This is a genomic window from Rhizobium freirei PRF 81 (assembly GCF_000359745.1).
GTDB classification, from domain to species: domain Bacteria; phylum Pseudomonadota; class Alphaproteobacteria; order Rhizobiales; family Rhizobiaceae; genus Rhizobium; species Rhizobium freirei.
In genome coordinates, this window is record NZ_AQHN01000055.1 from 106,087 (window position 1) to 125,207 (window position 19,121).

20 protein-coding genes are annotated in these 19,121 nt (G+C 60.3%); 9 read left to right on the top strand and 11 right to left on the bottom strand.

The window, feature by feature from the left end:
- Nucleotides 1-57 precede the first annotated feature (57 nt).
- A complete protein-coding gene (locus RHSP_RS10155) occupies nt 58-1,143 on the top strand; it encodes a glycosyltransferase family 4 protein (protein WP_004116004.1) in 1,086 nt (361 codons plus the stop codon).
- Between the two features lie 103 nt (nt 1,144-1,246).
- Here the strand turns inward: RHSP_RS10155 and RHSP_RS10160 are convergent, their stop codons facing one another.
- Both RHSP_RS10160 and gcvA read right to left on the bottom strand, forming a co-directional pair.
- Nucleotides 1,247-2,644 (bottom strand): polysaccharide biosynthesis protein, encoded by a 1,398-nt coding sequence (locus RHSP_RS10160; RefSeq protein WP_004116010.1) that lies wholly within the window; start codon nt 2,642-2,644, stop codon nt 1,247-1,249.
- A 130-nt stretch (nt 2,645-2,774) separates the two neighbouring features.
- Nucleotides 2,775-3,665 (bottom strand): transcriptional regulator GcvA, encoded by an 891-nt coding sequence (gene gcvA / locus RHSP_RS10165; RefSeq protein ID WP_004116011.1) that lies wholly within the window; start codon nt 3,663-3,665, stop codon nt 2,775-2,777.
- Nucleotides 3,666-3,789: 124 nt separating this feature from the next.
- Here gcvA and RHSP_RS10170 point away from each other — a divergent pair, with 124 nt between their 5' ends.
- The 3 genes from RHSP_RS10170 to panB all read left to right on the top strand — a co-directional run bounded on the left by RHSP_RS10170 (nt 3,790) and on the right by panB (nt 6,465).
- On the top strand, nt 3,790-4,494 hold the full coding sequence (locus RHSP_RS10170) for an SDR family oxidoreductase (RefSeq protein ID WP_004116012.1): 705 nt from the start codon (nt 3,790-3,792) through the stop codon (nt 4,492-4,494).
- Nucleotides 4,495-4,766: 272 nt separating this feature from the next.
- Nucleotides 4,767-5,642, top strand: coding sequence for a pantoate--beta-alanine ligase (gene panC, locus RHSP_RS10175; protein WP_004116013.1), 876 nt, complete (start codon nt 4,767-4,769; stop codon nt 5,640-5,642).
- A gap of 1 nt (nt 5,643) precedes the next feature.
- Complete coding sequence (gene panB / locus RHSP_RS10180; protein WP_004116014.1) at nt 5,644-6,465, top strand: 3-methyl-2-oxobutanoate hydroxymethyltransferase; 822 nt, start codon at nt 5,644-5,646, stop codon at nt 6,463-6,465.
- Between the two features lie 7 nt (nt 6,466-6,472).
- Here the strand turns inward: panB and RHSP_RS10185 are convergent, their stop codons facing one another.
- Nucleotides 6,473-6,724, bottom strand: coding sequence for a DUF2164 domain-containing protein (locus RHSP_RS10185; RefSeq protein ID WP_004116015.1), 252 nt, complete (start codon nt 6,722-6,724; stop codon nt 6,473-6,475).
- A 243-nt stretch (nt 6,725-6,967) separates the two neighbouring features.
- Here RHSP_RS10185 and RHSP_RS10190 point away from each other — a divergent pair, with 243 nt between their 5' ends.
- Together RHSP_RS10190 and RHSP_RS10195 are read left to right on the top strand one after the other, a co-directional pair.
- Nucleotides 6,968-7,690 (top strand): AzlC family ABC transporter permease, encoded by a 723-nt coding sequence (locus RHSP_RS10190; protein ID WP_004116016.1) that lies wholly within the window; start codon nt 6,968-6,970, stop codon nt 7,688-7,690.
- A 2-nt stretch (nt 7,691-7,692) separates the two neighbouring features.
- A complete protein-coding gene (locus RHSP_RS10195) occupies nt 7,693-8,004 on the top strand; it encodes an AzlD family protein (RefSeq protein WP_004116017.1) in 312 nt (103 codons plus the stop codon).
- 50 nt (nt 8,005-8,054) lie between these two features.
- On the opposite strand, the gene RHSP_RS10200 is transcribed toward RHSP_RS10195, so the two are convergent.
- Entirely contained in the window at nt 8,055-9,890 is a 1,836-nt protein-coding gene (locus tag RHSP_RS10200) for an aminopeptidase P family protein (RefSeq protein WP_004116018.1), read from the bottom strand.
- 340 nt (nt 9,891-10,230) lie between these two features.
- Between RHSP_RS10200 and RHSP_RS35110 the strand changes: the two genes are divergently transcribed.
- A complete protein-coding gene (locus RHSP_RS35110) occupies nt 10,231-10,371 on the top strand; it encodes a hypothetical protein (RefSeq protein WP_167332649.1) in 141 nt (46 codons plus the stop codon).
- 199 nt (nt 10,372-10,570) lie between these two features.
- Here the strand turns inward: RHSP_RS35110 and RHSP_RS10205 are convergent, their stop codons facing one another.
- The 3 genes from RHSP_RS10205 to RHSP_RS10215 are packed head-to-tail and all read right to left on the bottom strand — an operon-like array spanning nt 10,571 to nt 13,223.
- Nucleotides 10,571-11,449, bottom strand: coding sequence for a 50S ribosomal protein L11 methyltransferase (locus tag RHSP_RS10205; protein WP_037151043.1), 879 nt, complete (start codon nt 11,447-11,449; stop codon nt 10,571-10,573).
- Between the two features lie 20 nt (nt 11,450-11,469).
- Entirely contained in the window at nt 11,470-12,612 is a 1,143-nt protein-coding gene (locus RHSP_RS10210; RefSeq protein ID WP_004116021.1) for an FAD-dependent oxidoreductase, read from the bottom strand.
- 8 nt (nt 12,613-12,620) lie between these two features.
- Nucleotides 12,621-13,223 (bottom strand): SCO family protein, encoded by a 603-nt coding sequence (locus tag RHSP_RS10215; RefSeq protein WP_004116023.1) that lies wholly within the window; start codon nt 13,221-13,223, stop codon nt 12,621-12,623.
- A 457-nt stretch (nt 13,224-13,680) separates the two neighbouring features.
- Here RHSP_RS10215 and RHSP_RS10220 point away from each other — a divergent pair, with 457 nt between their 5' ends.
- Nucleotides 13,681-14,145, top strand: a complete 465-nt coding sequence (locus tag RHSP_RS10220; protein ID WP_004116025.1) for a chemotaxis protein CheW — start codon at nt 13,681-13,683, stop codon at nt 14,143-14,145.
- A gap of 371 nt (nt 14,146-14,516) precedes the next feature.
- Here the strand turns inward: RHSP_RS10220 and RHSP_RS10225 are convergent, their stop codons facing one another.
- The 3 genes from RHSP_RS10225 to RHSP_RS10235 form a co-directional block, all read right to left on the bottom strand.
- A complete protein-coding gene (locus RHSP_RS10225; RefSeq protein ID WP_004116027.1) occupies nt 14,517-15,011 on the bottom strand; it encodes a CreA family protein in 495 nt (164 codons plus the stop codon).
- 182 nt (nt 15,012-15,193) lie between these two features.
- Nucleotides 15,194-15,637 (bottom strand): SRPBCC family protein, encoded by a 444-nt coding sequence (locus tag RHSP_RS10230; protein WP_004116029.1) that lies wholly within the window; start codon nt 15,635-15,637, stop codon nt 15,194-15,196.
- Between the two features lie 38 nt (nt 15,638-15,675).
- Nucleotides 15,676-15,999, bottom strand: a complete 324-nt coding sequence (locus tag RHSP_RS10235; RefSeq protein ID WP_004116031.1) for an ArsR/SmtB family transcription factor — start codon at nt 15,997-15,999, stop codon at nt 15,676-15,678.
- 319 nt (nt 16,000-16,318) lie between these two features.
- Between RHSP_RS10235 and RHSP_RS10240 the strand changes: the two genes are divergently transcribed.
- Nucleotides 16,319-16,855, top strand: a complete 537-nt coding sequence (locus RHSP_RS10240) for a GNAT family N-acetyltransferase (RefSeq protein ID WP_004116033.1) — start codon at nt 16,319-16,321, stop codon at nt 16,853-16,855.
- A gap of 39 nt (nt 16,856-16,894) precedes the next feature.
- On the opposite strand, the gene ligA is transcribed toward RHSP_RS10240, so the two are convergent.
- The gene (gene ligA, locus RHSP_RS10245; protein WP_004116035.1) at nt 16,895-19,048 is read right to left on the bottom strand and encodes an NAD-dependent DNA ligase LigA; all 2,154 of its coding nucleotides are present in this window, start codon (nt 19,046-19,048) and stop codon (nt 16,895-16,897) included.
- Nucleotides 19,049-19,121: the final 73 nt, after the last annotated feature.

A 19,121-nucleotide genomic window follows, 5' to 3' on the forward strand; every position in this document is an offset into this window, starting at 1 on the left:
TTCCCTAAGGAAAATTGTGCAAACTGTTCCTGATTAACGGGATTTCGGGGCCTTCACGTGCAGTCGATTACTATCAACGGGCGGTTTCTCGGCCAGCCACTATCCGGCGTGCAGCGCTTTGCACGGGAGCTGACGCTGGCGCTCGACAGAAAGATCGCGGCAGGCGTCGTGCCGGCCGCATTGAAGGGCGCAATCTGGCGTCTGGCCGTGCCGCGCAATACGCCCGTCGACATCGGACTTTCCGCCATTGAGGTCGATTCGTTCGGCTCCGGTCCCGGTCACCTGTGGGAGCAGACGTCGCTGCTTTCGCGCTCGCGCGGCAGCCGTCTGATCGGCTTCGGCGGCAGCGGCCCGCTCCTGCATCGCCGCCAGGCGGTCGTCATTCACGACGTGACGATCTTCCGTCATCCGCAATCCTTCAAGCGCAGCTATCGCCTGCTGCACGGCGCGCTCGGCACCGTGCTGACCCGCACCGCCAAGATCGGCACCGTCTCGGAATTTTCGCGCGGGGAGATCGCCTCGGTCTTCGGCGTTTCCGTCGATGACATCGATGTCGTCTACAACGCCGTCGATCATTTCGCCGCCATTCAGCCGGATGAAACTATCGTCGAGCGGCTTGGATTGAAGACGAATGGCTTCTTCCTTCTCGTCGGCACGATGAAACCGAACAAGAACCTCGATTTTGCCATCCGCGCCTTCGAGGCGCTCGGCGACGAAAATCAGAAGCTCGTGGTTGTCGGCGGCACGGCCCCGACTGTGTTTCAATCGGAAGGCCCGCAGTCCAACGATCGGCTGCTCTTTCCCGGCCGCCTAACGGATGCTGAGATCGCCGCACTGGAACGCCACGCCACCGCCTTCGTCTTTCCAAGCCTCTATGAAGGCTTCGGTATCCCGCCGCTGGAAGCCATGACACAGGGTTGCCCGGTGCTGGCCGCCGATATCCCCGCCGTCCGCGAAGCCTCGGGCGATGCCGCGCTCTATTTCGACCCTACGCGACAGGACGAGCTCGTCAGCGCCATGCGAAGGATCGCTACGGACAATGCCCTGCGCGAGGATCTTCGCAGGCGCGGCCACGAGAATGTCGCCCGCTTTTCCTGGGATGGCAGCGCCGAACGCGTACTGTCCATGCTGGAAGCTCTCTGAAAAACCAGAGCCCTGCCAGGAAAAGGGCGCAGCGGTTTTCCGTCCGGAATGCGTAAACAAGAAGATGGGGCGTTTTCGCGATTCGAAGAAAAGCGGAAGTGCCCTAGGATCGGGCTTGCGGCCGAAACATCGTGACGAAGTAGCTGTAGAGGCCGAGCAGGCAGAAAAGCGCGCCGCCGACCACGCCGATCGAAACCGATAGCCAGAGCGAATACTCGAAGCCCGCCGTAGCCAGTACCGGCACGGCGAGACCAATGGCGGAGAGGATGACCGGCTGCCAGACGAAATCGAAAGGCAGCGACAGGAGCACCCTCACCCCGACCGCCGTCGCCACGAGCGCACCGGCCATCCCGCCGCCCATAAGGACCGCATCACTGAGCGAGCCGAAATAGCCACCAGCAAGCGTTCCAAGGTTCAGCAATACGCAATCGGCCATCGCGAGCAGGAAGATCGTGAGCAGCCGGTGCTGCAGATGCGCCGGCGTCGGCGACATGTTGAACGTCAGCGCGCGACAGGCGGAAAGGCCAATTACGAAAGGTGCGACCGCCAGGAATCCATCGCGCATGCCTGCGGAAATCACCAGCTGCGCCACGGGCTGCAACAAGGCAAAGATGCCGGCCGCAGTCATCAGCGTCAGGCCCGCCAGCAGCGAATAGTAGTCACCCAGCTGCTTCCTGAAAGCCGGGGTGGCTCCCTCGCGATCATAGGAGGCGACCACGTCCGGATATTGGATGGCCTGCAAGGCCGAAACGATCAACACGAACGGCCGCTGTAAGAGATCGAGCGCCAGCAGTGCGCCAGCCGCCCCGCCGGCCCCCAGCGCCGCCGTCAGGATCGACTTCAGACCGAGTGGCGCCAACATGCCGAGCACCGATGCGCTGGCCGCAACGCTGCCATAAACGAAATGCTTGCGCACCAGCGGCGGCTCGAATCGGGCTGCCTCGCGCAGGCTGTCGCGGGTCAGAAACGCAGCCCATAGACCATAGGCGAGATAGCCCGCCAACAGCCCGACGATCGTCGAGGTGAAACTCGGAGCAACGACTGCCCCGGCGAGCGTGCCCACGGCAAGAATGGTGGCACGCGATCCCTGCAGGCGCGAGAAGGCGCGAAACTCCTGGCGAAAGCGCAGCATGGTGAGATGCAGGTCGCTGCCGCCCTGGAGAACCGCGACAAGGCCGCCGAGTACCGCGATCTCCCGCGGAACCGAAAAGAACATCGAGGCAGAGGCCGCAACCAGGCAGATCGCCGCGCATGCAGCAAACTCGATGGTCAGCGCCTTTCGCTCCAACGCCTCGCTCCCAGGCGTTGGCCCCGGATAGAAACGGCTGCAGGCATAGCGTATCCATTCGAAGCAGAAGATTGCTGCAAACTGGCTGATGGTGATGAAAAGCGAATAGGCCGCATAATCCGCCGGCGTCAGCAGATGCGCCACTGCGATCAGCAGCCCGAAGGCCACCGCCGCCTGATAGAAATATGCCGCCAATGCCACGATCTTTGCCATGCAGTCAGCTAACAGCAAAAGATTGAGAAAAACGCTAATCCGGAACGGACAATCCGGAGCCGGATGATCGTCGCGTCCGGCAATCGCACGGATGAGGCGCCCCGTCGGCAGCGTGGAGACATTGCGCCCCTTACGTCCGTCTCGCTTCCCCGCTCATCCAGGCAATGACCGTCTCCAGGGCAGCCGATTTCCGATATCGCGGCCACACGAGGTAGAAATCGGAGGGGCCGCTCAGCGATCCCTCGATGATCTGCATAAGGCGACCCTCAGCCAAATCTCGCGCCACGAAATCGCGATTGGCAAGCACGATGCCCTGCCCGGCAATGGCAGCCTCGATGGCGTGCGATGTCTGATTGAAGCTGATGCCCTTGTAAGGAGCCTGCGCCGCGCCTCCCAAATGCCTGTCGATGAATTCCGGCCAGGAATTATGCGCATCATGGAGAAGTACGTAAGCTGCGAGTTCCTCCGATGTCTTCGGCGGCTCCCGGTCTCGTAACAGCACCGGGCTGCAGACAGCGATGATCTCCTGTTCGAAGAGCAGCTCCGTCGCCAGTCCCGGGCCGAAGGGCGGCCGCCCATAGCGGACGGCAAGATCCACTCCATCGGCCTGAAAGCCGGATATGCGCTCCGTCGCGAGAATGTGGAGATCGAGATCGGGATAGCGGGCGGTAAAGTCCGGCAGGCGCGGGATCAGCCATTTCGACGCGAATGTCGGCGTCGTGCTGATGGTGAGCCTCACGGGTTGCGGCCTGAGGTCGCCGGTCGCTTGCGCGATAATTTCAAAGGCACGCCTGATATCGGCGAAATAGCCGCGTCCTTCGCCCGTCAGGACAAGACTTCGCGGCATCCGCTCGAACAGTTTGACGCCCAGCTCCGCTTCCAACCCTCGCACCTGCTGAGCCACCGCCCCTTGCGTGACCCCGAGTTCCTCGGCGGCAAGCCTGAAGCTATGATGCCGGGCCGACACCTCGAACGCCTTGAGGCCGTTGAGAGAAGGAAGTTTGCCGACCGAACCGTCCATGCGATAGTTTTTCTACTGTCAAATAAGAGCGCAACTGCTTCGCTCACGCGCGAGAAAGATGATATTCCATCGGTAAGTTTGAGGCAATCAACTCTACCGGAACAAGACGACGGAGGAACCGAAAATGTCGATAGAAAAAGTGGCTGTTATCACCGCAGGCGGGAGCGGCATGGGTGCCGAAAGCGCCAGACGCCTTGCTGCCGATGGCTTCAAGGTGGCGATTTTGTCGTCCTCTGGAAAAGGCGAAGCGCTGGCGCAAGAGCTTGGCGGCATCGGCATCACGGGCTCCAACCAGTCGAATGACGATCTCAAGCGGTTGGTCGATGCGACGATGGAAAAATGGGGGCGAATCGATGTGCTCGTCAACAGCGCCGGCCACGGTCCGCGCGCACCGATCCTGGAAATTACCGACGAGCAATGGCATACCGGCCTCGACGTCTATCTGATGAACGTCATCCGCCCGGTCCGCCTCGTCGCTCCCATCATGCAGCAGCAGAAGTCCGGCGCGATCGTCAACATCTCCACCGCCTGGGCGTTCGAACCCTCGCCGATGTTCCCGACCTCGGCCGTATTCCGCGCGGGCCTTGCCTCCTACACGAAGATTTTCGCCGACACCTACGCCGCCGACAATGTACGGATGAACAATGTCCTGCCCGGCTGGATCGACAGCCTGCCGGCAACCGAGGAGCGCCGCGACGCCGTGCCGATGAAGCGCTACGGCACCAGCGCCGAAATCGCCGCCACCGTCGCCTTCCTCGCCTCCGACGGAGCCGGCTACATCACCGGCCAGAACCTCAAGGTCGACGGCGGCTTGACCCGCTCGGTGTAGTCTCTGCTAGAGATCGAGCCATCTCGTTTTGGCTCTCCCGAGCCTTGCCTGGGAGAGCGTTTTCGTTTGGAGTATAATGACAGAGATTAAGCCGTCCCTGACTGGCCAGCATCAGGAGTTGCGAACCTCGTAGATCGAAAGCGACGCCGCAGCCGCGACTTTTGCCGTTCGCGAATTTGCCTTTTTGCACTGCACACGTTAGAAGGCCCCCGCGAATTCAGGGGACGGAAACGGGCGGTGTGGGACGGCGCTGCCTTGGGAGGAGTGTCACTATGAACGTCATCAGCACGATTGCCACCTTGCGCGAACGACTTGCTGAGCATCGCAAGTCCGGCTGCAGGATCGGCCTGGTGCCGACCATGGGCTATCTGCACGGCGGCCATATGGAGCTGGTTTCGCGCGCCAAAGTCGAGAACGACATCGTCGTCGCCTCGATCTTCGTCAATCCGCTGCAATTCGGCGCCAACGAAGATCTGGCGAAATATCCGCGCGATCTCGAGCGCGACAGCGCCATGCTGCGCGACGCCGGCGTCGATTTCCTCTTCGCACCCGAAGTCGCAGACATGTATCCGCGCCCCATGGAAACCGTGGTCGACGTCCCGAAGCTCGGTGCGGAGTTGGAAGGCGCGGTGCGCCCCGGTCATTTTGCCGGCGTCGCGACTGTTGTCACCAAGCTCTTCAATATCGTCCAGCCCGACAGTGCCTATTTCGGCGAAAAGGATTATCAGCAGGTGGCGATCATCCGCCGCATGGTCGAAGACCTGGCGCAGCCGGTTCGTGTCGTACCGGTGCCGACCGTTCGCGATGTGGATGGCCTGGCCCTGTCCTCGCGCAACGTCTATCTCTCCAAGGAAGAGCGCGCAGCCGCCGTCGTCGTCCCCGATACATTGGCGGAAGCCGAAAGGCTCTATGGCCTTGGCGTCGACGACCCATCAGCATTCGAGGAAGCCCTGCGGGTCTTCATCGAAAAGGAGCCGCTTGCCACCGCCGAGGTCGCCGCCGTCCGCCATCCCGACACACTGGAAGAGCTGACGAAACTGCAAGGCCAGCCCGTGCTCGTCGCCCTGTTCGTGCGCATCGGCACCACCCGCCTGCTCGACAATAGGGTCATCGGTCGCAAGCCGTCGGCCAACGAAAGGAGCGCCTGAGATGAGCACCGTCGGACGCACCAAGCGCGTGACGACCGCCGCGATCGAGGCGATGAAGGGCGTGCGCCCCATCGTCAGCCTGACGGCCTATACGACGCCGATCGCCCGCCTGCTCGACCCGCATTGCGACCTGCTGCTGGTCGGCGATTCCCTCGGCATGGTACTTTACGGCATGGAGACGACGGTCGGCGTCACGATGGAGATGATGATCGCCCACGGCCAGGCCGTCATGCGCGGCGCAAAGCACGCCTGCGTCATCGTCGACCTACCCTTCGGCTCCTATCAGGAATCGAAAGAACAGGCATTTCGCAATGCCGCACGCATCCTGAAGGAGACCGGCTGCGATGGCGTGAAGCTGGAGGGCGGCGAGGAAATGGCGGAAACAGTCTCCTTTCTCACGTCTCGCGGTATCCCGGTCTTCGGCCATGTCGGGCTGATGCCGCAGCAGGTGAATACGACAGGTGGCTATCGTTCGCTCGGACGCTCGAACAAGGAAGCAGGCAAGATCCGCCGCGATGCCAAAGCGATCTCTGAAGCCGGCGCTTTCGCAATGGTGATCGAAGGCACGATCGAGCCGCTCGCCCGCGAGATCACCGCCGCCGTCGCCATTCCTACCATCGGCATCGGCGCATCCGCCGCCTGTGACGGGCAGATCCTCGTCTCCGACGACATGCTTGGCCTGTTCAACGATTTCAAGCCGCGCTTCGTCAAGCATTTTGCTCAGTTGGCGCCCGTCGTCTCGAAAGCGGCCGAAGCCTATGCCGAGGAAGTGAAAGCCCGCACCTTCCCGGCAGTGGAACACACCTTCCAGCCGAAGAAGTAAGGCTCGGTCAGCCCTTGGCAGGCTCCTTCTCAAGCAGATAGATCGCCTCGCCGAAATCCTCCATCTTGCTCATCAGCGCTGCGTGAGCATCGTGCAGGCCCTGATTGTAGTAGTATGGCCCGATCTCGGTCGTGAGGAAATCGAGCAGGAATTCGGCCGGCAATGTTCCAAGCGTCTGATCGAGTTCCTCGGAGAAGTAGCGCTGGAGACGGGCGACGATCGCCGCCTTCTCGTCCCTGGCAAAGGTGATTTTCTTCATGCTCCATATCTCCCAATTTGCAAGCAGACCCAAGCAACTGCTTCAAGAAAATCGATTAATCCATCAAGTAAATTTAATTGCTGCGTCAGCGCTCACGGCTTACAGCTCCCGCCATTGAACAGCGCGAGGGCAGATGCGCAAGGGGTGCGATGATATTGCACTTCGCGCTTGATCTACGCGCCGGACTGCAGATGCGGCATCCGGGCGAAAGCGCCGGGTTTTCCACAAAGGATAGAGCGGACGATGAGTCGCGCGGATTTTCTTGAAGGCACGAGGGGCGGCATTGCCGTCGGCCTTGCTGCGGCACCCTTCGGCGCCTTGTTTGGCGCGCTGGCCCGCGATCAAGGCATGTCGCTCGGCGAATTGACCCTGATGAGCGGCACCGTCTATGCCGGCGCCAGCCAGATGGTGGGGCTCGATCTATTCGGCCACAAGGTTGAGGCCTGGCTCATCGTGCTGTCGATCCTGGCCGTCAACTTCCGCCACGTGCTCTATTCGGCGGCGATCGCACGCTACATCAGGCACTTTTCCGTGGTGGAAAAGTTCTTCACCTTCTTCCTGCTCGTCGATCCGCAATTTGCCGAAACGATCAAGCGCCATGAGAGCGGCAAGGCGGTGACCTTCGCCTGGTACATCGGCTTTGCGGCGATGGTCTACATTCCCTGGGTGGTGATCAGCTTCATCGGCGGCCTGCTCGGGAGCCTGATCGGCGATCCGAAGGCCATCGGCCTCGATATCCTGCTGCCGATCTATTTCCTCGGCATCGTCATGGGCTTTCGCAAGCGCGACAACTTCCTGCCCGTGGTGGCCGCCAGCGCCGTGGCATCGGCCATCGCATATCGTTACGTCGGCTCGCCATGGCATGTCAGCATCGGCGCACTCGCCGGCGTAGCGCTTGCTGCGGTGCTGCCGCCGGTGAAGGCGAACCGCAAGCCTGATATCGCCCACGAAAGCCACGAGGTCTGACCATGTTCGATTTCAATCCGCACATGATCCTGCTGATTGCGGCCGCTGCCGTGGTGACCTTCTTGACGCGTATCGGCGGCTATATCCTGATCGTCAAGATGACCCGCATCCCGCCGCGCGTCGAAGCGGCGCTGAATGCCGTGCCCGCCGCCGTTCTCACGACCCTCGTCGCGCCCGCCTTCTTCATCAGCGGCTGGGATACCAAAGTGGCTATGCTCGCAGCCCTTCTTGTCGGCCTGCGCTTTCCCTCGACCTACATGCTGACCGCGGGCTGGATCATCGTCATGGCATGGCGCCATTCTATCGGCGCCTGACACGTCAAAAGACCCCATCCCGTTTTGAGTCGGGATAGGCCCCGTGCTTCTTAGTGCTTCAGCTCGAGCGTGGCATTTTCCAGCCATGCCCGGATGTCGTGATCGTGGATCAGCGGCATCAGCGCCTCGCGCGTCCGGACGTGATATTCGTTCAGCCAATGCAGCTCTTCGTGCGTCAGCAGTTCGACGAGCACCAGGCTGCGATCGATCGGGCAGAAGGTCAGCGTTTCAAAACCCAGCATCGGCATGTCGCCGCCCTCGATCTCCTCCGGATCGCGGATGTAGATCAGGTTTTCGATGCGGATGCCGAAGTGACCCGGTCGATAGTAGCCGGGTTCGTTCGACAGAATCATGCCGGGCAGCAGCTCCTGCACGGCGAGCCGCGCGATGCGCTGCGGCCCCTCATGCACGGAAAGATAGGAGCCGACGCCGTGGCCCGTGCCATGGGCGAAATCGACGCCGGCCTTCCAGAGCGCAATGCGTGCCAGCGGATCGAGATCGCAGCCGCGCGTCCCCTTGGGGAAACGTGCCGTGCTGATCGCGATCATCCCCTTCAGCACCAGCGTGAAGAGCCGCTTCTGCTCTTCGGAGACGGCGCCGATGCCGACGGTGCGGGTGATATCGGTCGTGCCATTGATGTATTGCGCGCCCGAATCGATGAGGAACAGCTCACCCGCCTGGATCAGCCGGTCGCTCGACGTCGTCACGCGATAGTGCATGATAGCGGCGTGCTCGCCCGCACCGGAGATCGTATCGAAGGAAATGTCCTTCAATGGATTCTGCATGCTTTCGCCGACACGGGCACGGCAGGCTTCCAGCCGTTCCGCTGCCGCAATCTCGGTGACCGTCCCTGGCTTGCTCGTCTCCAGCCAGTAAAGGAATTCGACCATGGCAGCGCCATCCTGCAGATGGGCGGCAGCCGAACCGTTGATTTCGGCAGCGTTCTTGCAGGCGCGCGGCAGCTTGGCAGGATCGTTGCCTTCTACGACCTCGCCGCCCTCGTGACGGATGATATCCGTGAGAGCATAGGAAGCGAGATCGGGGTCGACGAGGATGCGCCCGCCATTCGCCGAAGCAGCAGCCAGGCGCTTGGCGAGCTCAGCGGGCGGCAGCTGCTTGCAGATCTGCGTCAGATAGGCTTCGGCCTCCACCTTGGTCTTGCGCTTGTCAAGGAAAAGCTCTGCCGCACCCTCTGCATAGATGATGGCGCGAGCCAGGGGATGCGGCGTGTGCGGCACGTCGCTGCCACGGATATTGAAGATCCAGGCGACTGAAGACGGATCGGTGATCAGCACCGCCTTGAGGTTCTTTTCCTTAAGGTTGGCCGCGATGGTCGCAAGCTTGTCCTTGGCCAGAACGCCGGCCTGACCGATATCCTGAATGATGACACCGCCGAGCGGCTCGGCCGGCCGGTCCCCCCAGAGCCTGTCGAGCGGATTATGCGGGAGAAACACTAGCTTGCCGTCGATTTCGGCCAGCGCCTTTTCCAACCGCCTGACTTCGGCACCCGTATGCAGCCAAGGATCAATCCCGAGACGGAAACCCTTCGTTGCATGGCGCGGCAACCAGACATGCGGCGGCTCGTTCACCAGGTCGCCACCGGTGAAGACGGTTCGATCCACCTGCTCAGCAAGCTGCGTCACATACCGGCCGTCCACGAAAATCACGGCCTGGCTGTGTGTCACAAGCGCAACACCTGCGGAGCCAGTGAAGCCGGTAAGCCATGCGAGACGCTCCGAGCACTTGGGCACATACTCGCCCTGATACTCGTCGGCACGCGGTACGAGGAAGCCGTCAATGCCGAGATCGCCGAAAGCGGCGCGCAGGCCGGCGACGCGCTCGCGACCGAATTGCGGAGTGGACGTGACGTCGAAAGACTGAAACATGAGCTGATCCAAGACTGGTGGAGAATCCGTGAAACTGAATTGCGCCAGTATGTTAGAGCATGATTGCCGGAAGTGCGATGTGATTTTCGGGAGTGACTGAAAACTGACTGCGCGAGCGCGACTTAGGCCGCCGCCTTGCCGGATCTGTCTGAGATGCCGTTAACGAATCCGCCCATTTCATGAGCATCGCCAACCAAATATGACATCTTCACGGCACGATACATGCATATCGCGCATAGCTCCCATGAAGCCTCCCCCCTGCCACGCAAGCGGGCGAGTCGCTATATCCGCCGCATCAAACGGGTTCACGAAGAACCAGCTCAAACAAGGACTAAAGACAATGCCTATCACCCGCTCCGCATATGTTAGCCCCGCGCTGGCTGGCGAGCGTCGTACCGTACGCCATTCCGTCGGCTCGCTTCGTCAGCTCGAAGTCGAGACCTCGAAGGCAATCGGCGCAAGCCGCGGCGGTCACCGCTAAGAAGTTTACCAGCTACGCGTTCCAAGCGATCGCAGTCCGGTTCTCCTCCTCCCCCCGGATCACGATCAGAACGCTAGAGCCCGCTTGAGCACTCCTCCACACACGCTCGCGGGCAAGATCGGCGAAAGCCGGTCTCAAGGCGGTGCCTCGGCACCGCCTTTTTTATTTACCGCAATCGGCTCAGCCGGAAGCGACCGGCTCAAGGCCGGTCGAGATGGATGGTAACCCAGCCGTTCCGCCAGATGGTACGCACATGGCGCAGATTGGCACCATTGTAAGCGGCCAGCACCTTCCAGCGTTGCTCGGCGAGAATACCCGAAAGAATGACCGATCCACCCGGTGCCAGATGTGCCACCAGCTGCGGCGCCATCTTGATGAGCGGGCGCGCCAGAATATTGGCGATGATCAAGTCGAAAGGCCCGTGGCGGGAAAAGGCCGTGGAATGAAATCCCGGCGCCGTCTCCAGCGCAATACCCGAAGCGATCCCGTTGCTGCGGACATTCTCCCGCGCGACGCGGACCGCAACCGGATCGATATCGGTCGCCAGGACCGGGATGTTGCGCAGCTTGCGCACGGCGATCGCCAGAACGCCGCTGCCGGTGCCGAGATCGAGCGCGTTGCGCACGCGACGGCCGGCAAGAACCCTCTCGATCGTCTCAAGGCAGCCTGCGGTCGTGCCATGATGGCCTGTGCCGAAAGCTTGCCCGGCCTCGATCTCGATAGCGATATCGCTTGCGCCGACTTTGTCGCGATCATGCGAACCATGCACAAGGAATCGCCCGGCACGCACCGGCTTCAATCCTTCCAGCGACTTGGCGATCCAGTCGATATCGGGAATGACTTCCTTCTGGACGGACAATCCCGGAAAATTCGGCTTCAGCAGCGCCTCAAAACGGCTGCGAACGTCTTCTTCGTCGTCGGCATACAGATAGATGGAGGCTTCCCAGATATCCTTCTTTTCGTCGATCTCGGTCGTCGCGATCGGCAATTCCTCATCCTCGAAAACCGGCGTCATCAGGTCAAGGATCTGCCCTGCCTCTTTCTCGTTCGTCGTCACATAAAGGCGGATTTCGCTCAACTCGTCGTTCTTTCTTGTTCTTACTCGGCCCAATCGATCCAAGGCGGCTTCGGCGTATCGTAACCGGCTATGCTCCGAAGCAAGGTCCGTCGCATCGGCCCGAAGCGCAAAAGCAGCGGTGCAAAGAGATTGCGCGCTGCAATTGCCAGCGGATTTGTCATGGTGATCAGTCGCGTCAGGCCATACGTCTGCTTCAACACTTGTTTTACGGCGGGAATTCTCAAGGCCGAATACTCCTGTTCGCGGCCTTCCGCAATGAGCCAGGCAAGCCAGCAGGCATCTTCGATACCGAGATTCATGCCGCGCGCGCCGGCCGGCGAATGGATATGAGCGGCATCGCCTGCCAGAAACACGTTGCCTTTGGCCATCGGCTCGACATGGCGAAAATGAATGCGAAACTGCGAGGCCCAGATCCTTTCGGCAATCGCCGCGGGATGAACGATCCGGCTCTCGAAATCCTCCAGTGTCGAAATATAGCGAATGACATCGGATGCCACCGGCAAGCGGCCGATCATGCCGGGATCCAGGACTGAGACCTCGCCAAAATGCGTATCGATAGGCTCCGCATAGCGAAAATCGACGAGATAGAAATAAGCCTCCAGCGCCTCTCCCGGGAACCCTGCTCCGATAGCCTTGCGCACGACGGAATGGGCGCCATCGGCGCCGACCAGAATATCCGGGCGAACCGTCTCCATCGCACCGTCCGGATGCCGAAGCGTAACCTCCGGCCTCTGCAAATCTGCGATCTCGCCTGCCATGATCGCCGTTTGCCATTCAGGCACGATGCCGTAGCTCGCAAGCGCCGCCATCAGCAGGCGTTCCGTGTGCCCTTGGGCCAGGCCGCGAATGGCGCTGAAGCGGCCGCTCACCTGCCTTGCATCCAGCTCGAAAAGCGTCTTTTCGCCGGAATGGAAACGAAAGCGATCGATGGTCTGGGCGGCTTCGACGATGCGCTCCGCAACACCGGAAGGGGAAAGCAATGTCAGCGTGCGGGCGTTGACGCCAAGAGCGCGGCTCTCTTCAACGGGCGTCGGTCCCGAGCTGTCATCGACGATGCGTGGTGCAAAGCCACGCCGGGCAAGCTCGAGTGCCGCAGTGAGACCGGCAGGCCCGGCCCCTGCAATCAGAATGGATCTTCTTTCCTTGCCAGCCACGGGTTCCATCCAAGCCCCTATCCCTTCTTGATCAGCTTCTCCAGCTTCTTCACCGCCACATCCGGATCCTCCTGATAGGCGATGGTTCCGGCAAAACCGCCCGACGAATCCAGCAGGAAGACCGAGGCGGTGTGATCCATCGTGTAGTCACCATTCGGCTGCTTTTCATCCGCAGGCACCTTCTTGGCGTAAACCCGGAACCCCTTGATCATATCCATCACCTTGCCGGGATCACCCGAAATGCCAGTAATGCGCTTGGATACGTTGGAGACATACTGGTTCATGATTTCGGGCGTGTCGCGCTCTGGATCGACGGTTACGAAATAGGCATTGAGCTTGGTGCCCTCCGGATCGACCTTCTCCAGCCAGGCGTTCAGCTCGAACAGGGTCGTCGGGCAGACATCCGGACAATGCGTATAGCCGAAGAACACCGCCGAAGGCTTGCCGCGAAACGCTTGTTCACTGATCGGTTGGCCGCCCTGCGAGATCAGGGTGAAAGGCACACCATACGGCCCCGCTGCAGCCACATCAGGCGTCTTGCCGCCGCCGAAGCTCAGCCAGCCCAATATGCCGGCGACGATCAATACAGCCACCCAGACACCAATTCGCACGCTTCTCATGACTGCCATTCCTCATCCAACCCCGGTAACGACGCCTGAAAACCGGCAGCGTCGATCTGCCTGTCGGTGTAGCGGCTCGAAGTAGAGGACGCAATTCAACAAGGCGTGCCGAACAAGCCGAAATTGCCGCAGCAAGCGCGCTACTACTTCAAGTGCTTCAACATTCTCCCGCACCTCTCTCTCGCAAGCCCGCACAGATAAATTCTGTTTCAGTGTTAAAGCAATCCTAACCTGTCCGCGCGAACATCTATCGCAAATGTCGAGATCGACTTCGGCCATCGCCGCCGGAACGCACGGCAGACCGATTTACTTTAGAAGGGCATGACGCCCGCCGGGTGCAGCCAGGCGTTTCCCGCCGAAGCACCGGACGCTGCCGCTGCTCAAGCTGCTTCAGCCGATCTTTCTTTTCAATCGCCAGCGCCTTTTGCCAGCGGCGCCAAACGGGAAGCCTTCAATCATGACGAACGCCATCAAACAAGCCGGCGCCTATCTGGAAATCGTCTCCTTCCACCTCGGCGATCAGGAGTTCTGCATCGACATCATGGCCATCCGCGAAATCCGCGGCTGGGCGCCGGTGACGCCGATGCCGCACACGCCGCCTTACGTGCTCGGCCTGATCAACCTGCGCGGTGCCGTGATCCCGGTCATCGATATGGCTTGCCGTCTCGGCATGAAGATGACGGAGCCCTCCGAGCGTTCGGCGATCATCGTCACGGATATTGCCGGCAAGCTCGTCGGCCTTCTGGTCGAACAGGTTTCCGACATGATGACCATCAAAAGCGAGGATCTGCAGCCGGCGCCGGAAATTGTTCCGGAAGCACAGCGCGCCTTCTGCCGCGGCATCGTCGCTCTGGAAAAATCGATGGTCTGCTTCCTCAACCTCGACACGATCATTGCCGATCAGCTGGCACAAGCTGCGTAACGTCAATAAAGCACGTCGCACAAAAGTGTGCTGCGGTTTTGCGACAACGACATGCAAAAAAATCAAACACTTAAAGCGCATGTCGCGAATCTGAAAGATCGCGGCGCGCCTGAGCTCAGCACAAAAGAAAATCGCCCTGGAGCCTCGCTTCAGGGCGATCGATTTTTATGAGACCAGCATTGGCAGGGGTGTAGCCAACGCGCCAGTCATGCAGGCCGTGAACAAGCGGAAGAGTCGCTCCCCTGTTCGTCTTCGAAATTGCATCAAAAAGGTGCAGACCGAAAGCAACCAGAAGGAATTCGACAACCCAAGAGTATGACTTTTTTTGGTATTATCCTTCTATCGGTTGTCATTGAGGTATCCTGGTAACTCTATTTTGGCTTGCCGCTCTTCCATGTCACGTTCTGGCCGAACAGAGGTATCGTTGAAATCGCCATTTTGGCCGAGCCATCCGTCAGCTGGCGCGAGTGGATGAGATAGACCAACGTATCGTTCTTCTTGTCGTAGATGCGTGTGACGACCAGCTTCTTCCAGATTAGCGACAACCCGGCGCGGAACACCTCTTCGCCGCTCTGCGACAGGCTGATATTGCCGATCTCGATCGGCCCTGTCTGGCGGCAGGCGATAGAATTGTTGGAGGGATCTTCGAACCAGTTGCCCTTGCGCAACCGGTCGATAACGCTGCGATCGAAATAGGTCACATGGCAGGTGACGCCCGAAACCTCCGGATCCGGTACGGCATCGACCAGAATATCGTTACCCGTCCAGTCCACGCCAACCTTGCCGACCACCTCGGCGGAGGCGGAAACGGGCGCAAGGGTCAAGAAAGATGCAGCAATGGCGGCGCAGAATTTCAGTGAAGTCATCGATCATCCTCCAACATCAGCCGCAGGGAGCAAGAGCGGCTCCGCTAAGGTAAGATGGCAAATGACCGATGCAAGAGATTGCGAACCGCAAAGCAATGCCTGTTGAAAGGCGTCAGCGGCAATTCCCGTCGAGAAGCGCCATCGCTGAAACAATGGCGCTTCCCGGCATGAAAAGACCGCACTCACTTGCTCTCGATTGCAATCCTGCCCGTCTCCAGCAACGACTTCAGATTGGACAAGATCTTCGGCCAGCCGCCGGAGACCGCTTCGATGAACTTGGAATTCTCAAGTTCGATCGTGTGGGTGACCGTCAGCTTCACGGCGCCGTCGGCAGGCTCCAGCTCCATGACACAGCGCGACCAGCCCTCGGCTTTCAGCTCCGGCCTGAATTCATTGCGCCATTTAAAGGCGATGCGCCGCGGCGGTTCGAATTCCGCGATTTCCCCAGTGTCGGCAACTCGGCCATCGGGAAAAAGCATCTTCCACGGCGAGCCGACTTTCCAATCGGTCTCGTGCGTCATGTCGAACCAGTATTGCCTGATGAATTCCGGCGTCGTCAGCGCCGACCAGAGCTTCTCCGGCGAAGTGCGGATGAAGGTGACGTAGACGAATTTGCTTCCAGTCATGCCATTTCTCCTTGTTTCACTATTCTTGCCTGAGTGGCTTATGAACCGCTCTCGCCTTCGAGAGCCTTCTTCAATGCCGAGAGCGCGCTCAGCTGCCGGCGCTCGAATTTGCTGATCCAGCGTTCGGCAATCTCGTTGATCGGCACCGAATTGATGAAATGCAGCTTCTCCCGCCCCTGCTTCGCGGTCGATACCAGATTGGCCTCCTCCAGAATGGCGAGGTGCTTCGCCACGGCCTGTCGGGTCATGGCCAGATCTTCGCAAAGCGCATTCAGCGTCTGGCCGTTGCGCTCATGAAGCCGATCCAGCAATTGCCGCCGACTGGTATCCGCCAGAGCCTTGAAAACTGCGTCATCATTCATCGAAATACGGAACCATTTGGTTGCCTATTTCCATCTTATAGGCAACCAAATGGTTGCCTGTCAAGCGAACTTTGGGAGGTGCGGCCGTAATCGGCGGTGGCAAAATTGGCGGAAGACAATTGACAATGGCGCCATCGCATCGGATCATCGCGCCATGATCGCAATTCGTACCACGGTAATGCATCTTATCACCATCTCTCCCCTTGCAGGGCGAGTGGAAGCTGTGTTGCGCTGAGCTGACTGCGATCCATCTCAACCCTGCCGAGGCGAGCAGGGTTGAAACCTCCCTAGCTCTCCTCCCCAATACCAAGGAGAGCCCATGTCTTTCGAAGAACGAGAACCCGTTAAACGACGATCAGGCAAAGTCGGCCCGATCGAGATTCGTGCAACACGCCCGTCCGATGCCGAAGCGATAGCAGCGATCGCCAATCTTCCCGGTTTCCGCGCCGGCACCTTGCGCCTGCCCTTTCAAAGCGTCGAGGAAACCCGGGAATGGCTGGAAAAGCCCGCCCCCAACTCGACCCGCCTTGTCGCGGAGGTCAACGAACAAGTCGTCGGCAATGCCGGCCTCAACCGGCTTTCCGGACGACGGATGCACATCGGCCAGATCGGCATGGGTGTGCACGACGATTTCACGGGCTGCGGTGTCGGCTCAGCGCTTCTTGCCGCGCTTGTCGACAGCGCCGACAACTGGCTGGCGATCAAGCGCCTGGAACTGACCGTCTTCGTCGACAATGCACCGGCGATCCGGCTCTACGAGAAATTCGGCTTCGAAACCGAGGGCCGACTGCGCGCCTTTGCATTCCGCAACGGCGAATATGTGGACGCATTCACGATGGCACGCATGAGATTTTGATTGATCGAGGGCGGCAGATCATAACCATGCCGCCCTCTATTAGCCGCCGATCAGATCCAGCCACTCGTCCTCGGTCAGAACCTGGACATTGAACTCCCGGGCCTTGTCGAGCTTCGAGCCGGCGCCCGGGCCTGCCACGACGATATCCGTCTTCTTCGACACCGAGCCGGAAACCTTGGCGCCCAGGCTTTCCGCCTTGGCCTTGGCCTCGTCGCGCGTGAATTTTTCCAGCGAACCGGTAAAAACCACCGTCTTGCCGGCAACTGGGCTGCCCGATATCACCGGCTGCTCTGCCTCCTGCGGCTGAACCTGTCCCAGCAGCTTCGCGATCACGTCGGTATTGCGTGGCTCCTTGTAGAATTCGACGACGGCGCGCGCCACCACCTCGCCGATACCCTCGATATTGTTGAGATCGTTCCACGCATCGCCTGAAAGCGGGGCCGCCTCTTTCATCGCCACCTCGAAGGCTTGGTACGTCCCGTAGGAGCGTGCAAGCAGCTTGGCGGTCGTCTCGCCGACATGACGGATACCGAGCGCGAAGATGAAGCGGTGCAAGGCAATCTGCCGCCTCTCGTTGATGGCGGCATAAAGCTTGCCGACGCTGACCTTGCCGAAGCCGTCGATATTTTCCAGCTTCGCAAGCGACGATTGCTGGCGCTTCTCGAGGGTGAAGATGTCAGGCGCGGTCCTGATCTGCAGTGCCGGATCTTCGCTCTCGAAAAAGAAGTCGATCTGCTTCGAGCCCAAACCTTCGATGTCGTAGGCATTGCGCGAGACGAAATGCTTGAGATGCTCGGTCGCCTGCGCCCGGCAGATGAAGCCGCCCGTACACCGTGTTACGGCATCGACCTTGCCTGTTTTCTCGTTGATGTCCCGCACCGCATGGCTGCCGCAAACCGGGCAAACTTTCGGAAATTCATAGGAGACGCTCGATGGCTCGCGTTTCTCCATCACGACATCGACGATCTGAGGGATGACGTCGCCTGCCCGCTGCACGATCACCATGTCGCCGACGCGGATATCGCGGCCATCGCGGATCGGCTCGCCCTTGTTGCCGATACCCTTGATGTAGTCGGCATTGTGCAGCGTCGCATTGGTGACGACGACGCCGCCGACGGTGATCGGCTCCAGTCGCGCCACCGGCGTCAACGCTCCCGTGCGGCCGACCTGGATATCGATATCGACCAGCCGCGTGAATGCCTGCTCCGCCGGAAACTTGTGCGCCGTCGCCCAGCGCGGCGAGCGTGAACGGAAGCCGAGACGACCCTGCAGCTCCAGACTGTCGACCTTGTAGACGACCCCGTCGATATCGTAGTCGAGATCCGGCCGTTGCAGGCCGATCTCCTCATAGTGGCCGAGAATGTCGGCAACGGAATTCAGCCGTTCCATCAGCGGATTGACCGGGAACCCCCAGGATTTGAAGACCTGCACCATGCCGTATTGCGTATCGGAAGGTATGTCCGATATTTCTCCCCAGGCATAGGCAAAGAATTTCAGCTTGCGGCTGGCCGTCACCTTCGCATCGAGCTGACGCAGCGACCCCGCCGCCGTGTTGCGCGGGTTGACGTAGGTTTGCTTGCCCTCGGCCTCCATCTGCGCGTTCAGCGCCAGGAAGTCGCTCTTGGCCATGTAGACCTCGCCACGTACCTCGACGACAGCGGGCGCGCCCGCGGGCAGTGTCTGGGGGATTTCCTTGATGGTTCTGATATTGGCGGTGACATTTTCGCCTGTCGTGCCGTCGCCACGCGTCGCAGCACTCACCATCCGGCCGTTCTCATAGCGGATGGACATGGACAGGCCATCGATCTTCGGCTCGGCAGTGAAAGCGATCGAATTGTCCGGCAGGCGGCCGAGGAAGCGATAGACGCTGGCGACGAAATCCTCCACATCCTCCTGCGAGAACGTATTGTCGAGCGACAGCATCGGTCTTGCATGAACGACGGGGGCAAAAGTCTCCGATGGAGCGGCACCGACCCGCCGCGACGGGCTGTCGGTGCGAATCAGGGCGGGAAACCGGACCTCGATGGCGTCGTTGCGCCGCTTCAGCGCATCATAGTCCGCATCCGAGATCTCCGGCGCATCCTTGCCGTGATAAAGCGCATCGTTGCGCGCGATCTCGGCGGCCAGATAGGCGAGTGCCGCCGCCGCTTCCTCTTCGGTCAAATCCTCGACGGGCTTCTGTTCGGTGCTCATGAATCGACACTCCCCGATTTCGGAGATGTTTTAGAGCACTTCGAGAAAAAGTGCGAAGCAGTTTTCCGTTCGG

Coding starts and splice junctions, on each gene's coding strand:
- RHSP_RS10240 (WP_004116033.1), top strand. CDS start 16,319: ATGTCTTTCGAAGAACGAGAACCCGTTAAACGACGATCAGGCAAAGTC.
- RHSP_RS35110 (WP_167332649.1), top strand. CDS start 10,231: ATGCCTATCACCCGCTCCGCATATGTTAGCCCCGCGCTGGCTGGCGAG.
- RHSP_RS10185 (WP_004116015.1), bottom strand. CDS start 6,724: ATGAAGAAAATCACCTTTGCCAGGGACGAGAAGGCGGCGATCGTCGCC.
- RHSP_RS10225 (WP_004116027.1), bottom strand. CDS start 15,011: ATGACTTCACTGAAATTCTGCGCCGCCATTGCTGCATCTTTCTTGACC.
- ligA (WP_004116035.1), bottom strand. CDS start 19,048: ATGAGCACCGAACAGAAGCCCGTCGAGGATTTGACCGAAGAGGAAGCG.
- RHSP_RS10170 (WP_004116012.1), top strand. CDS start 3,790: ATGTCGATAGAAAAAGTGGCTGTTATCACCGCAGGCGGGAGCGGCATG.
- RHSP_RS10220 (WP_004116025.1), top strand. CDS start 13,681: ATGACGAACGCCATCAAACAAGCCGGCGCCTATCTGGAAATCGTCTCC.
- panB (WP_004116014.1), top strand. CDS start 5,644: ATGAGCACCGTCGGACGCACCAAGCGCGTGACGACCGCCGCGATCGAG.
- gcvA (WP_004116011.1), bottom strand. CDS start 3,665: ATGGACGGTTCGGTCGGCAAACTTCCTTCTCTCAACGGCCTCAAGGCG.
- RHSP_RS10210 (WP_004116021.1), bottom strand. CDS start 12,612: ATGGAACCCGTGGCTGGCAAGGAAAGAAGATCCATTCTGATTGCAGGG.
- RHSP_RS10230 (WP_004116029.1), bottom strand. CDS start 15,637: ATGACTGGAAGCAAATTCGTCTACGTCACCTTCATCCGCACTTCGCCG.
- panC (WP_004116013.1), top strand. CDS start 4,767: ATGAACGTCATCAGCACGATTGCCACCTTGCGCGAACGACTTGCTGAG.
- RHSP_RS10195 (WP_004116017.1), top strand. CDS start 7,693: ATGTTCGATTTCAATCCGCACATGATCCTGCTGATTGCGGCCGCTGCC.
- RHSP_RS10200 (WP_004116018.1), bottom strand. CDS start 9,890: ATGTTTCAGTCTTTCGACGTCACGTCCACTCCGCAATTCGGTCGCGAG.
- RHSP_RS10235 (WP_004116031.1), bottom strand. CDS start 15,999: ATGAATGATGACGCAGTTTTCAAGGCTCTGGCGGATACCAGTCGGCGG.
- RHSP_RS10160 (WP_004116010.1), bottom strand. CDS start 2,644: ATGGCAAAGATCGTGGCATTGGCGGCATATTTCTATCAGGCGGCGGTG.
- RHSP_RS10190 (WP_004116016.1), top strand. CDS start 6,968: ATGAGTCGCGCGGATTTTCTTGAAGGCACGAGGGGCGGCATTGCCGTC.
- RHSP_RS10215 (WP_004116023.1), bottom strand. CDS start 13,223: ATGAGAAGCGTGCGAATTGGTGTCTGGGTGGCTGTATTGATCGTCGCC.